The 13,936-nt window shown below is 57.5% G+C and carries 10 protein-coding genes; 5 read left to right on the top strand and 5 right to left on the bottom strand.

Going from position 1 to position 13,936, the window contains the following annotated elements; translation table 11 throughout:
- The 3 genes from IG617_RS21095 to IG617_RS21080 form a co-directional block, all read right to left on the bottom strand.
- Positions 1-1,096: SAVED domain-containing protein (locus tag IG617_RS21095; protein WP_192111215.1), on the bottom strand; the 1,096-nt coding region annotated here is incomplete at its 3' end.
- Positions 1,089-2,816: a nucleotidyltransferase domain-containing protein gene (locus IG617_RS21085; RefSeq protein WP_209008671.1), complete on the bottom strand. Its 1,728-nt coding sequence runs from the start codon at positions 2,814-2,816 to the stop codon at positions 1,089-1,091. The genes IG617_RS21085 and IG617_RS21095, both read right to left, overlap by 8 nt.
- Positions 2,817-3,010: 194 nt before the next feature.
- Complete coding sequence (locus tag IG617_RS21080) at positions 3,011-6,694, bottom strand: vitamin B12-dependent ribonucleotide reductase (protein ID WP_192111214.1); 3,684 nt, start codon at positions 6,692-6,694, stop codon at positions 3,011-3,013.
- 644 nt (positions 6,695-7,338) lie between these two features.
- Between IG617_RS21080 and IG617_RS21075 the strand changes: the two genes are divergently transcribed.
- The gene (locus IG617_RS21075; RefSeq protein ID WP_192111213.1) at positions 7,339-8,055 is read left to right on the top strand and encodes a response regulator; all 717 of its coding nucleotides are present in this window, start codon (positions 7,339-7,341) and stop codon (positions 8,053-8,055) included.
- Between the two features lie 234 nt (positions 8,056-8,289).
- Positions 8,290-8,676: an NADH:ubiquinone oxidoreductase subunit NDUFA12 gene (locus IG617_RS21070; RefSeq protein WP_192111212.1), complete on the top strand. Its 387-nt coding sequence runs from the start codon at positions 8,290-8,292 to the stop codon at positions 8,674-8,676.
- 97 nt (positions 8,677-8,773) lie between these two features.
- Here the strand turns inward: IG617_RS21070 and IG617_RS21065 are convergent, their stop codons facing one another.
- Together IG617_RS21065 and IG617_RS21060 are read right to left on the bottom strand one after the other, a co-directional pair.
- A complete protein-coding gene (locus IG617_RS21065) occupies positions 8,774-9,259 on the bottom strand; it encodes a GNAT family N-acetyltransferase (RefSeq protein ID WP_209008670.1) in 486 nt (161 codons plus the stop codon).
- 84 nt (positions 9,260-9,343) lie between these two features.
- Positions 9,344-10,045: an alpha/beta hydrolase gene (locus IG617_RS21060; protein ID WP_276529845.1), complete on the bottom strand. Its 702-nt coding sequence runs from the start codon at positions 10,043-10,045 to the stop codon at positions 9,344-9,346.
- Between the two features lie 282 nt (positions 10,046-10,327).
- Between IG617_RS21060 and IG617_RS21055 the strand changes: the two genes are divergently transcribed.
- The 3 genes from IG617_RS21055 to sufC all read left to right on the top strand — a co-directional run bounded on the left by IG617_RS21055 (position 10,328) and on the right by sufC (position 13,929).
- Positions 10,328-11,497, top strand: coding sequence for a cysteine desulfurase family protein (locus IG617_RS21055; protein ID WP_192111210.1), 1,170 nt, complete (start codon positions 10,328-10,330; stop codon positions 11,495-11,497).
- Between the two features lie 125 nt (positions 11,498-11,622).
- Positions 11,623-13,095, top strand: coding sequence for a Fe-S cluster assembly protein SufB (gene sufB / locus IG617_RS21050; protein ID WP_192111209.1), 1,473 nt, complete (start codon positions 11,623-11,625; stop codon positions 13,093-13,095).
- Positions 13,096-13,173: 78 nt separating this feature from the next.
- The gene (gene sufC, locus IG617_RS21045) at positions 13,174-13,929 is read left to right on the top strand and encodes a Fe-S cluster assembly ATPase SufC (RefSeq protein ID WP_192111208.1); all 756 of its coding nucleotides are present in this window, start codon (positions 13,174-13,176) and stop codon (positions 13,927-13,929) included.
- The last annotated feature ends 7 nt before the right edge of the window (positions 13,930-13,936 follow it).

Here is a 13,936-nt window from a genome sequence, read left to right as displayed (position 1 = left end):
TTTCGTCAAAAATTCGAAAACCTGGATGCGCCTTTGGTTGCCAAACGCGTCCAAATTCGATAGCGCAGGCTATCGGTACTGCCGGGAAAACTGATAGTTGGACGTCTTTCCCATGTTGCTCCCGGATTTCATCAAATACACGACCAACGAGTAGGCGGTATCCGGTCAAATCGCTTTGGTTTCGCAGTACCCCCGTACCGAAACGGTCACTTCGAATTTCCCAAATGGAAATATCTTCGCCGAGTGCCTGTTTGATACGCTCATCCTTGATCTCAGCGGATACCGAGAGCTTCAGCGCTACCTTATTACTTTCTGCCGATCCCTTGGATCTTGAAAACGACAGGCTAGGGCCGTCGTTGGGCCATGCCCACTGAGGCTTCGGTTCCCGGTGCCGCATGAAAATGGTCGCGTCTGAAATATCCGAGATCAAGCGCCCCAACTCCATAAGAATTGGGATCGGAGCCAAGCCAAAAACCGAGATGTGTTCAATCACTCCATCTTCATACTGCCCCTGGATTGCTCGCTCAAAGCGAGATCTTAGATTGCTTATTTCAGTAGTGTAGTAGTTCGGATCGATATCCTTATGGCGCATGCCGCGAATCTTGATTTCGACCGGAACGCGATCGGCAAGGATGGACTCCGAGGCGACAGCAAAAGCGCAATCATCGAAGGGTATTGCCGTTTCATTTTCACCGATCGGTGCGCTGACTTGCAGAATTGTCGACTTTTTCGCCGTTCGAATTGAGAGAAGTTGATCCACACGCATCTCATGCTCGCGCTTCATTTCTCGCAGTACTTCGACCGTGTAGATATCCAGTTTTTCCTTATCGTCGATTTCACGATGATGGACATCGCACATCAGCATCAGGTTCTCTGGATCATCCGCCAACTCATGGGAGAGCTCCGGATGCCCGCGCTCTCCTCCGGGGTCAGCAGCAACGATATGCGCGATATAACCACCGTTTCGGTCGAGGTTCCCGGAAATAAGGTCGCCATCGAGCCGAGTATTGCAGTTTCTGTACTGGCAGCGTCCGCCTGCACGGCCCCAGACGATCATCTTCGTCTTTTCTCTCGTATTTCCTCTGCTTTTAGGCATTTGTCGTCTCGAGATCCTGCGGGGTGGTTGCACCAACACAGTTCGGGCCGGGGGCACTTTTTCCGCGCCACTGTCCGTCCACGTGCCAAAGCTCGTAGTGATGCAGCCACTCGGACGTCCAGGGAACCGTGCTGTCTGCGATCCACATGCTGTGGTCCCATTCCCCAGTATCCGGGTCAAAAAGACAAAGTGCCGAGTTTTCGGGAGCTTGACCGTCAAACCTTAGGTGCGGGATGTCGATATATCTTTCGCCTGGTCGCGGCCGAATTTCAGGATTGAGAACAAAGGCCAACGGGAACGAGTCTGGCGTCTGCCAATCCCAACAGATTGAAACACGATACTCCATCTGAAAGCCCCGGATAGGTCCCAACCATTGCAGGAATTGACCTCCACCCATCATTCTTGGCTTGAGTAGAGGCCAACGCCTTTCCATCCGGGAAAGCTGTGCTTCGGGGGATCGGGGCTTCGCGCGGCGCTTCATTTTTTTTAGCCTTCCCGGGTGGAAGCTGTGCGGTACCGCTTTTGGAGTATTCGCTGCGCCCGTGCGAGCCGGCGATATTAATGCAGGTGCAGCCACAAATCCCTTTCCCGGCTGAAATCTGCTTTGACCGGTCGGGTTGGAAGCTTGGCTTAAATACGAGCGGACAGCACTTTCCGTTACTGTCTCCCCGAACAGCCCTCGAAAGATTTTGCGGATTTCGACGAATTCTGACCGCCGAGCGCGCTGCAACTCATAAACGAGATGCTCTAGGTCATCCCGAAACATGACCATTTCCTGGATCGACGTTGGCCAACGATCATTGAAATTTTCAGTCAGCAGAGCCGGATTTCGTTCTGCCGGCCATAACCCGGTTTCGATCGCAATCACCATTCTCTGCGCAAGGGCGGCGGCGAGGTCTTCCAACTGAGAACATAAGCCGTTGAGATTCAAAGGAACCTGTGCCGCAACCTTAGAAAGATAGACGGAAATCGGACGTTTCTCTTTTCTCTTTGCATAGCGCAGATTGAGAAACCTCTTCATGAGCTTAAGCGAAATTACCTGTGGAGCATCGCGCAACGGATGTGTTTCGACCGGTAAGTCCTCGATCTCCGCGTCCGCACGAAATGTGGTCGAAATGAACCGATCCCTCTGCACAATCTGTTCGCGCATATCCTTCAGCTGTTTTTGAAACGCAAGCGTCGGCGGCGAAACGCTGCCGTTGAACCAGGTGGCAAATCCATACGGATTTACGTCAAACAGTTCGTCATTGCCGTTGTCGGGACTATGATAGATCGCACCAACACGCTCAATGCGCGGTTCGGTGGCCGGATCCATCGGGGTGACGTCCAAATGCATGAAGGCAAACTGGAGCTGAACACACCGGGTGCATCGTTCTATATGCTGAACGTCCGGAAAGCCTTCAAAAGCCGCATGGAGTTCGTCCAGAACTCTTGAGATCGACCAGCCCATAGGCCGTGGGAATTCAAGAACAGCATCAAGATCGAAGCGATCTTCATCGGCGCCATGAACAATCGTTGCCCCGATCGCCCTCGATCCTTGCGCGTATATGACCGCGTCGTCCACGTAAATACGCAAGGGACTGGACGGTCTCTGCAAGTGTTCAGGGATGTAGTGATATCGCTTTTTTGCTACCCGGCGATCCCGATCGCTCAGTTCGATTTCCAGTAGCGTTGCGAGTAGCAGCGCATCCAAGTTTGGCGATGATTTGTCGAGGGGCATAAAAACTCCTTTTCATCTGGACTTTTGGATTGCCTCCCTCGACCCAATCGAGTTACGTGCACAGGATAACTTGTTGCTATTTTGTTCTTTTTTGTTCTCCCGGGCGCCGTTGGCGCCCGGTTTTCATATTTGAGCCGTTTATTGGCCTAATTTGGCCATCCTATGCGACTCGAGACACATTTTTCATGGCCGTATTAGCTGCAGCCGCTCGTCGAGCCGCAGGTATCGCATTTGAGGCAAGTGCCGTTGCGGACCATGGTGAAGTTGCCGCATTCGGCGCAGCTTTCGCCTTCATAGCCCTTCATCCGCGCCTGGGCGATCTGCTGGGCAGCTGAAGCCTTGGCCGGAGCAGGGGCTGTCGTCACTTCCACAGCGGCAACAGCCTCGGAGCCGCGGGCAAATGCCGTGGCAACAGCAGAGGTCTGGGCAGCCGGTGAATTGGCCACCTGACCGGACAGGGCCTCGACGAGTGTGCCAGCCGGTTCGCTATCCGACACCAGACGGAAACGCTCCGTCTGTCCGCGGATCAGGCCGTGAGACACCACGCCCTGATGTTCCTTGTTGCGCTCGTCGGCCGTCTCTCCGCCAGCAGGTGAGCTGCCAAAGGTGTCCGGAGATACATGGGCAAGGTCGTGGCGGCCGAGATAGGACACGGCGAGTTCACGGAAGACGTAGTCGAGGATCGACGTGGCATTCTTGATCGCGTCGTTGCCCTGGACCATGCCGGCAGGTTCGAACTTCGTGAAGGTGAACGCGTCGACATATTCCTCGAGCGGCACGCCATACTGCAGGCCGAGCGAGACCGAGATGGCGAAGTTGTTGATGAAGGCGCGAAGGGCGGAGCCCTCCTTGTTCATGTCGAGGAAGATCTCGCCAAGACGGCCATCGTCATATTCGCCGGTGCGCAGGAAGATGGTGTGTCCACCGATCTTGGCCTTCTGGGTGTAGCCCTTCCGGCGGGTCGGCAGCTTTTCCTGTTCACGAACGACGCGCTCGACGATCCGCTCGACAATCCGTTCGGCGACGACCTCGGCCCGTGCCGCCTGCGGCTTGGCGGCGAGTGTTTCGGCCACTTCATCCTCATCCTCGTCCTCATCGGCCAGAAGCTGGGCGTTGAGCGGCTGAGACAGTTTCGAGCCATCGCGGTACAGCGCGTTGGCCTTCAGGGCGAGGCGCCAGGACAGCATGTAGGCTTCCTTGCAGTCCTCGACCGTTGCATCGTTCGGCATGTTGATCGTCTTGGAGATCGCGCCGGAGATGAAGGGCTGGGCTGCGGCCATCATGCGGATGTGGCTTTCCACCGACAGGTAACGCTTGCCGATGCGGCCACACGGGTTGGCGCAATCGAAGATCGGATAATGCTCTTCCTTGAGGAAAGGCGCCCCTTCGAGGGTCATGGCACCGCAAACGTGGGTGTTGGCCGCTTCGATCTCGGCCTTGGAATAGCCAAGGTGCGTGAGAAGGTCGAACGCCGGATCGGAGAGCTTTTCTTCCGGAACCATCAGCGCGGCCATCTGCTCGTCGCCAACAGTCCAGCGGTTGAAGACGAACTTGATGTCGAAGGCAGAGCCAAGAGAGCTCTTGATCTTCGCGATGCTCTCGTCGGTGAAACCCTTGGCCTTCAGGGACGACGGATTGATCGCCGGTGCCTGATCGATCGAACCATGGCCCACGGCATAGGCCTCGATTTCGGCAATCTTGCTTTCCGAATAGCCAAGCTTGCGCAGGGCTTCGGGAACAGCGCGGTTGATGATCTTGAAGTAGCCGCCACCGGCGAGCTTCTTGAACTTCACCAGCGCGAAGTCCGGCTCAATGCCCGTGGTGTCGCAATCCATGACCAGACCGATGGTGCCTGTCGGGGCAATCACCGTGGACTGGGCGTTGCGATAGCCGTTCTTCTCTCCAAGCTCGAGCGCCCGGTCCCAGGCACCTTTCGCCCGTTCGATCAGTGTCTTGTCAGGGCAGGAGGCATGGTCGAGGGCAACCGGTGCAATGCTGAGCGCCTCATAGCCCTCTGCCTCGCCATGGGCGGCACGGCGATGGTTGCGCATGACGCGCAGCATGTGTTCGGCATTGTCCTTGTAGCCCGGGAACGGACCAAGCTCTCCGGCCATTTCGGCCGAGGTCGCATAGGAAACGCCGGTCATGATCGCGGTCAGCGCGCCGCAAAGCGCACGACCTTCATCGCTGTCGTAGGAAACGCCAGAGGTCATCAGCAGGCCGCCGATGTTGGCAAAGCCAAGGCCGAGTGTCCGATAGAGATAAGAGCGTTCGGCAATTTCCTTGGACGGGAACTGAGCCATCAAAACGGAGACTTCCAGCACAACAGTCCAAAGACGAACTGCATGCTCATAGCTCTCCACATCGACAGAACCGTCTTCGTGGCGGAACTGCATCAGGTTCAAGGACGCCAGGTTACAGGCCGTGTCATCCAGGAACATGTATTCCGAACATGGATTGGACGCGCGGATTTCACCGGAGGCAGGGCAGGTGTGCCAGTCGTTGATGGTCGTGTGGTACTGGATGCCGGGATCGGCGGACGCCCAGGCGGCATAACCGATTTGTTCCCACAGGTCCTTTGCCTTGATGGTCTTGACCACATCGTCCGTGCGCCGGCCCATCAGGTCCCAGTCGCCATCGTCCACAACAGCGCTCAGGAAGCCGTCGGTGACACGTACGGAGTTGTTGGAGTTCTGGCCGGAAACGGTCAGATAGGCTTCGGAATCCCAATCCGTGTTGTAGGTCGGGAATTCGATCTTGGTGAAGCCCTGACGCGCGAACTGGATCACGCGCTGGATGTAGTTCTCCGGAACCATCATCTTCTTGGCGGCGCGGATTTCACGCTTGAGCGCCGGGTTCTTGGCCGGATCGAAGCACTCGCCGTTGTCCGCCTCGCAGTTGATGCAGGCCTTCATGATGGCGCTGAGGTGCTTCTGGCAAATCTTGGAGCCGGTTACGAGGGCCGCGACCTTCTGCTCTTCCTTGACCTTCCAGTTGATGTATTCCTCGATGTCCGGATGGTCGACGTCGACCACGACCATCTTGGCCGCACGTCGGGTCGTGCCGCCGGACTTGATCGCGCCCGCTGCCCGGTCGCCGATCTTCAGGAAGCTCATGAGGCCGGAGGACTTGCCTCCGCCCGACAGCTTTTCGCCTTCACCGCGAACACGGGAGAAGTTCGAACCGGTGCCCGAGCCATATTTGAACAGGCGGGCTTCGCGGACCCAGAGGTCCATGATGCCGCCTTCATTGACGAGGTCATCGCCAACCGACTGGATGAAGCAGGCATGCGGCTGCGGATGCTCATAGGCGGTTGCGGATTTGGTCAGCTCGCCGGTCTGGAAGTCGACATAGTAGTGGCCCTGGCTCGGGCCATCGATGCCGTAAGCCCAGTGCAGGCCGGTGTTGAACCACTGCGGCGAGTTCGGTGCAACTTTCTGGGTGGCCAGCATGAACCGCAGTTCATCAAAGAATGCCTGTGCGTCGGATTCCTTGTCGAAATAGCCGCCCTTCCAGCCCCAGTAAGTCCAGGTGCCGGCGAGACGATCAAACACCTGACGGCCGTCGATCTCGGAGTTGAAGCGCTCTTCTTCGGGGAGCTTGGCAAGCGCTTTTTCATCGGCTTCATGGCGCCACAGCCAGGATGGAACCGTGTTTTCCTCGACCGCTTTCAGCTTGGCGGGAACGCCAGCCTTGCGGAAGTACTTCTGCGCCAGGATGTCAGACGCGACCTGCGAAAACTGGGCCGGGACCTGAATGTCCTCGAGCCGGAACACAATAGATCCGTCCGGATTGCGAATCTCACTCGTCGCTGTCCGGAATTCCACGTCGGCGTAGGGTGACTGCCCCTCTTTGGTGTATCGCCGCTCTATCCGCATTCCATGTCCCCTTGTCTATCAAGCCCAGGTAGGCTGGCTCAGCCCCGGCCTGGTCCGCATCGCTCGTCCGCATCAAAGTGCCGGTTTGTCATCTGACGGTCCCGGCGGGCTTCTTAAAAGCCGTCTTTCGAAAACCGGACCATCTTGGTGATCCGATATTTAGTATCTCGCCTGGCTAACGCCACTAAATATAGTGCTCATCAACAGGTTTGTCACGATGAAACCCACTCTCCAGACGCACGAATAGAGCGCTCCTGAAAGGTGGACGAACCACGTTCAGGGGCTTGCACTCGTTACTCGGAACTGGGGAGTCGAAACCGGGAAGGACCCGTTTCGGATACGCACCGCAATGATAGGAAAACTAGTGTAAACGAGTTCTTAACGTCAAGGCGCGAGCGACAAGTCCTAGTGTTCAATATGTGGGCAAACGCTAAATATGGTGGGAGGCTGTGGATAGCGGGGAGGGGCGCCGAACTCGCCGAAACTGCCGATTGCAGCCTTCAAGCCCTGCTTTTCGTGCGCCTAAATCCATTGCACACCGATTCTATGAAAATTTGAAGAAAAACCGGGGAAGGGACTTCAGCCGGTTTAAAGCGCTTCTGTCCATCTTGAGCCTGTGGGATCAGGAAGGGTGGCATCAGACTATGAAAAATCACGCAGCATTCGGCCTTGGGCTGGAAGATCTTGACGCGGTGATCGTCGAAGACAGCAAGCCAATGCAGACGATTATCCGGTCGATTCTGCTGAGCTTCAAAGTGGCACGGGTTCGCGTGTTCGATTCGGTTGATGAGGCACTGCAGTCGATGCTGGCCGAACCGCCGAATGTGATTCTGACGGACTGGCGCATGGCACCGACCTCCGGCTACCAGCTTCTGCGCCTGATCAGGCACCGGCATATGGAGCCGCTCTGCTACGTTCCGATTCTCTTTGTTACGGCCCATGGCACTCACGCGCTGGTGGACAAGGCTCTTCGCGCTGGTGCCCATCATCTTCTGGTCAAGCCCCTCGCGCCATCGACGCTCCATAACCGGTTGCGCTGGCTGGTAAATGATGATCGGCCGCTGGTGCTTGAAAACTCGGGCTTCTACAACATTCTCGGAATCAACGAAGCGCTCGACCAGCAGGCCGAAAAACTCGAGACGCTCGAGAACGCCCGCGTCTATCACGAGCAGGCGATTCGCCGCCTTGCTGCCGTTCAAGGCACGGTCGACAAGGAATTCAACAAGGCCGGAGCAGAAGAGCACAGCGAGGCAGATGCAGCGCCAGCTCCCGAGCCAGTGCCCAAAAAGAAAAAGGTGGTTCTGGCCAGCTCGCCGCGATCTTCGCGCCGACAGGGCTTTGCTGCCGTCCGCAACAATTAGCGTTAGCAGCCAGCGCTGTCGCCGCGAACACGGACGTCCCGAAAGCCCCTGAAAGTGGTGCTTTTGCGCAAGGCTGACACTGGACAGAAAGCGTGCTTGACGTCATAGTCGCGCACAAATCGGCCTCTCGTCTCATCGCTTTCTAGATGACCAGTCGAGGCCGCAGCGGAAATTGCGGGACCGTGCATCTGGCACCAGGGACTGCGCTTAAAGCCACAAGGACGCTTCGCGGCGATGAAAAATCTCCTGCTTGAACTCTTCACATGGTGGAACGGTCAGACCATGGGGACCCGCTTTTTCACTTGGCGGAAAGGCGAATTCGTCGGGGAAGACGAGTTCGGCAACAAGTACTACCGCGAGCGGGCCGGCAAGAAGCGCTGGGTGATTTACAACGGCCTGGCCGAAGCCTCATGCATTCCTCCGGGCTGGCATGGCTGGATGCACCACCGGGTCGATACACCGCCAAGCGACGAAACCTATTATGCCAAAAGCTGGCAGCAACCGCATCGTTCCAACAAGACCGGTACTGCTGAAGCCTACCGTCCGGACGGCTCTATCCTGACACCGGAAAAGCGCCCGGAAGTCACCGGCGACTACCAGGCCTGGACGCCTGGGCAGTAGCCCGACAGCTCAACTGAAATATTTGAAAATTACCCAAAAGGCCTGCTAATGCGGGCCTTTTTGACTTTGAGAAGAGTTGTTCCGTCCTGCCGGGCTTCTATTCCTTCATAGCTCTTTTGGGATATCCCGGCGCGCGGATCTGATAGCCGGTCTTGGATTGCTTGAACCCAACCTTCTCATAGAAACGTTGCGCACCGTGATTGTCGGCGCCCGTCAAGAGCATGACCTTGTAGCAGCCGGACGCCCAGGCCAGGTCTTGGGCGTGTCGAAGGAGCTGCTCGCCCAAACCTTTGCCTCGATAGTCCTTGCGGGTCACCACATTCTCGATCACCGCGTAAGGAGCGCCGCCCCGGGTGAAATTGGGGATGACGATCAACGTGCAGGTGGCTGCGGCCACGCCATCATGAAACCCGATCAGTGTCGTCAATCCCGGATGAGACAACATGCCGTTCAGGGCGGCGCGGCCCCGGTCGTCGGTCATGGCAAGGTCGTTGGGGATGAGGTGAGTGAAAAGGTCGCGCAGAACCTCGTAGTCCTGAGAGACCGCCGGCCGGATCTCCAGCCTGGTCGTTTCATCGCTCATCGTTGGTCGCACCTTTCCAGCCGCTCATGAAAAAGCCCGCCGAAACAGCGGGCTTTCGCACATAAAGTGAACCATTTCACCGGGTCAGTCGACAGGCAGGTAATCCTGCGGCGTGATCCCAAGCCGACGATCCAGATAGCCACCACAACGGTCCATCAGGTCGTCCATGTCGTTTTCGAAGAAGTGGTTCGCGCCGGGCAGTTCCTGATGGTCGATCACGATGCCCTTTTGGGTCTTCAGCTTGTCGACAAGCGTCTGAACGTCCTTCTGCGGCACAACCTTGTCTTCTTCGCCATGAATGATCAGGCCGGAAGACGGGCAGGGCGCAAGGAAGGAGAAGTCGTGCAGGTTGGCAGGCGGAGCCACAGAGATGAAGCCTTCCACCTCTGGACGGCGCATCAGAAGCTGCATGCCGATCCAGGCGCCAAAGGAAAATCCGGCAATCCAGCAGGCGCGCGCATCGGGATGCACCGTCTGTACCCAGTCAAGCGCAGCAGCTGCATCGGAAAGTTCGCCCTGGCCATGATCGAACGTGCCTTGAGACCGGCCGACGCCGCGGAAGTTGAAGCGGAGAACCGCAAAGCCGCGCTGCGCGAACATATAATACATCTGGTAGACGATCTGGTTGTTCATCGTGCCACCAAACTGAGGATGCAGATGAAGAACCAGCGCAATCGGCGCGTTCCGCTTCTTTGCGGGATGGAACCGGCCTTCGAGCCGGCCGGCGGGACCGTTAAAGATCACCTCAGGCATGAAGCGTTTTGTCCTTTCTTGTCCGCACGGCAGCCACAGCGGCACCGGGCGGAGGCGGATCTAGATACGTGAAACCCCGCAGTCCAAACTTGACTCGTAGGTTCCGAGTTTCTAAAACCTTGTTTAGAATTATTCGAAAGTCCGTTTGGCCCCTTTCGAGCCCCGAAACCGGGACAGATCGAGGTCTTCGTTTTTTCGAGTTGACGCACGTTTACGTCATCCACTCGGAAAATTTCAAGTTTTCCGTGACCGGGCGGCGGTAATTCTGCATCTGACTTCTATCTGCTGTTACCAAATCACAGGCTGTTTCAGACAATGACGTCCAGGCGACCTCATGTTTACCTCGATCACAACGCCGGCGCGCCCATGCGTCCGGAGGTTCGTGATCGCATGGTCGAGGTCATGATGGATGCCGGCAATGCCTCCTCTGTCCACGGTGACGGCCGCAGGGCGCGGGGACGGGTTGAGGCTGCACGTGAGGCCGTCGCTAACCTGTGCGGCGCCAGGACGCGCGCGGTCACCTTTGTTTCTGGCGGCACTGAAGCAAACATGACCGCTCTGACACCCCAGTGGCAAGATCAAGGCGCACCAGTCTATCTCGACCGTCTGTTGCGCGGCGCAAGTGAGCATCCGTCTGTCGCTTCCGGGGGGCGCTTTCCGCCCGCCTTGCAGACCGTCCTGCCTGTTGATGAAAACGGAATCCTACGCCTCGACGAGTTGGAACGGCTTTTGGCGGAAGATGACGCCACGCTGGTTTCTGTGATGGCTGCAAACAATGAGACCGGTGTGATCCAGCCGCTCGCTGAAATCGGCGCGCTGGTGACGGCAGCTGGCGGTTTCCTTCATGTGGACGCAGTGCAGGCCGCAGGCCGCATGCCTATCGACCTGGATGCCTGGCAAGCTGATGTCATCACGCTGTCGGCTCACAAGTTTGGCGGTCCGCAGGGCATGGGCGCCGTCGTGGTGCGGTCCACCGCGCGCGTTCCGGGCTCATTGATGACCGGTGGCGGGCAGGAAAACTGGCGCCGGGCAGGAACGGAAAACGTCGCAGGTATCTGCGGTTTCGGTGTTGCAGCAGAGCTTGCGGCCAAAGAAGCCAAAAATCCTGCGCAAATTGCAGCCCTCAGGGACTCGCTAGAGGCGGGTATCCGCCTTATATGCCCATCGGTGACAGTTTTTGGAGAGGGCGCGCCACGCTTGGCGAACACCTCCTGTTTTGCGGTCGAGGGAGTTCCCGCAGAAACAGCACTGATCGCTTTGGATCTGGAAAGCGTATCCCTGTCGTCCGGATCGGCTTGCTCTTCCGGCAAGGTGTCGGTTTCCCACGTGCTCACCGCCATGGGCGTTGATGAGGAAAAGGCACGCTGTGCGCTGCGCGTAAGCCTCGGCTGGAATTCGGGCGCGAAAGACGTCGACCGCTTTCTTGAGCTGTGGCCATCCATCGTGGACCGGCTGAACCCTGAGGCCCGCAATCGGGCCGCTTAACGAATTCGGCGTTTTCGGACGCCGCAACAAACACCCCGCAAGACGCCCAATATCGGCGTCGTCTTCGGGATGGACCAACGACAAACTGCGGGACTGACAAGGTCTCGTGCAATGGAGTTAATGATATGCCCGCTGTGCAGGAGACTATCGATCAAGTCAAGGCGATCGATGTTGACCAGTATAAATACGGCTTCGTGACCGACATCGATTCGGAAAAGGGCGCCAAGGGGCTCTCTGAGGAAACCGTTCGCTTCCTGTCCGCCAAGAAGGACGAGCCGGAGTGGATGACGGAATGGCGCCTCGACGCCCTGCGCCGCTTCCGGACGATGGAAGAGCCGGATTGGGCGCGCGTTGATTATCCGAAAATCGACTTCGATGCTCTTTATTATTGGGCCGCGCCGAAATCGGTCGAAGGCCCCAAGAGCCTCGACGAAGTCGACCCGGAGCTGCTGGCGACCTACGAGAAACTCGGCATTCCGCTTCGCGAGCAGGAGATCCTTGCTGGCGTCGAACCGAAGAACCGGGTTGCCGTCGATGCGGTTTTCGACAGCGTGTCCGTCGTCACGACCTTCAAGGAAGAGCTGAAGAAGGCCGGTGTTATCTTCTGTTCGATCTCCGAAGCTCTCCGTGAGTATCCGGATCTGGTGAAGAAGTACCTCGGCTCGGTCGTGCCGGTGACGGACAACTATTATGCGACGCTGAATTCGGCCGTCTTCTCCGACGGATCATTCGTCTACATTCCGGAAGGCGTTCGCTGCCCGATGGAACTGTCGACCTATTTCCGCATCAATGAGCAGAACACCGGCCAGTTCGAGCGCACGCTGATCATCGCGGACAAGGGCTCGTATGTGTCCTATCTGGAAGGCTGCACCGCGCCCCAGCGGGATGAAAATCAGCTCCATGCCGCTGTGGTTGAACTGGTTGCACTGGACGATGCGGAGATCAAATACTCCACCGTTCAGAACTGGTTCCCGGGCGATTCTCAAGGCAAGGGCGGGATTTACAACTTCGTCACCAAGCGTGGCGATTGCCGCGGCAAGAATTCCAAGATCGCCTGGACCCAGGTCGAGACTGGCTCTGCCATCACCTGGAAATACCCGTCCTGCATTCTGCGCGGCGACAATTCCGTGGGTGAGTTTTACTCGATCGCCGTTTCCAACGGCTATCAGCAGATCGACAGCGGCACCAAGATGATCCACCTGGGCAAGAACACGTCCAGCCGCATCATCTCCAAGGGAATTTCCGCTGGCCGTTCGTCCAACACCTATCGCGGCCTGGTGTCGGCCCACAAGAAGGCGTCCCACACGCGCAACTTCACGCAGTGCGACTCCTTGCTGATCGGACAGGAGTGTGGCGCCCACACGGTGCCCTACATCGAAAGCAAGAACGCATCGGCCGTTTTCGAGCATGAGGCAACCACCTCGAAGATTTCGGACGACCAGATGTTCTACTGCCTGCAGCGCGGCATGAATGAGGAAGAGGCGGTCGCACTGATCGTCAACGGCTTCGTCAAGGACGTCATCCAGCAGCTGCCGATGGAATTTGCGGTCGAGGCCCAGAAGCTGATCTCGATCAGCCTGGAAGGCTCCGTGGGTTGACGACGACCGCCGCAAGCAACCGATTGAAAAGACTTGGGCTGCCAGACGCAGCCGCTATACGACACGAGGATCATCTCAATGCTTGAGATCAAAAACCTGCACGCCCGCATCGCCGAAGACGGCACCGAAATCCTGCGCGGCATCGACCTGAAAGTGAACGCCGGCGAAGTCCATGCGGTCATGGGCCCGAATGGCTCGGGAAAGTCGACCCTGTCCTATATTCTGGCGGGCAAGGAAGACTATGAGGTCACCGAGGGTGAAATCATCTTCCACGGCGAGAACCTGCTCGACATGGAGCCGGACGAGCGCGCGGCCGCAGGTGTCTTCCTGGCCTTCCAGTACCCGATCGAAATTCCGGGTGTTGCGACGATGGAATTTCTGAAGACCGCCATGAACGCACAGCGCAAGGCGCGCGGTCAGGCAGAACTGACGATTCCCGATTTCATGAAGCTGGTGCGTGCCAAGGCTGCGGACTTGAACGTCACCATGGACATGCTCAAGCGCCCGCTCAACGTTGGTTTCTCCGGTGGTGAGAAGAAACGCGCCGAAATCCTGCAGATGTCTCTTCTCGAGCCAAGCCTTTGCGTGCTGGACGAGACCGACTCCGGGCTCGACATCGATGCTCTGCGCATCGTGTCCGAAGGCGTCAACAAGCTGCGCTCGCCAGAACGCGCGATGATTGTCATCACCCATTACCAGCGTTTGCTCGACCACATTGTCCCCGATGTTGTCCACGTCTTGTCCAAAGGCAAGATCGTCAAGACCGGTGGCAAGGAACTGGCGCTTGAGCTGGAAAAGAACGGTTACGCCGATTACGTCGGCGAAGCCGCCTGAGCCCCGG

The organism is Roseibium polysiphoniae, assembly GCF_014842925.1.
GTDB lineage: Bacteria > Pseudomonadota > Alphaproteobacteria > Rhizobiales > Stappiaceae > Roseibium > Roseibium polysiphoniae.
Note: the sequence above shows the minus strand (reverse complement) of the source record. Positions and strands in the feature narration are given on the sequence as shown.

What these genes read in the sequence shown, in the direction of transcription:
- IG617_RS21085 (WP_209008671.1), bottom strand. Translation starts at nt 2,816, where the DNA reads ATGCCCCTCGACAAATCATCGCCAAACTTGGATGCGCTGCTACTCGCA.
- sufC (WP_192111208.1), top strand. Translation starts at nt 13,174, where the DNA reads ATGCTTGAGATCAAAAACCTGCACGCCCGCATCGCCGAAGACGGCACC.
- IG617_RS21070 (WP_192111212.1), top strand. Translation starts at nt 8,290, where the DNA reads ATGAAAAATCTCCTGCTTGAACTCTTCACATGGTGGAACGGTCAGACC.
- sufB (WP_192111209.1), top strand. Translation starts at nt 11,623, where the DNA reads ATGCCCGCTGTGCAGGAGACTATCGATCAAGTCAAGGCGATCGATGTT.
- IG617_RS21080 (WP_192111214.1), bottom strand. Translation starts at nt 6,694, where the DNA reads ATGCGGATAGAGCGGCGATACACCAAAGAGGGGCAGTCACCCTACGCC.
- IG617_RS21075 (WP_192111213.1), top strand. Translation starts at nt 7,339, where the DNA reads ATGAAAAATCACGCAGCATTCGGCCTTGGGCTGGAAGATCTTGACGCG.
- IG617_RS21055 (WP_192111210.1), top strand. Translation starts at nt 10,328, where the DNA reads ATGACGTCCAGGCGACCTCATGTTTACCTCGATCACAACGCCGGCGCG.
- IG617_RS21065 (WP_209008670.1), bottom strand. Translation starts at nt 9,259, where the DNA reads ATGAGCGATGAAACGACCAGGCTGGAGATCCGGCCGGCGGTCTCTCAG.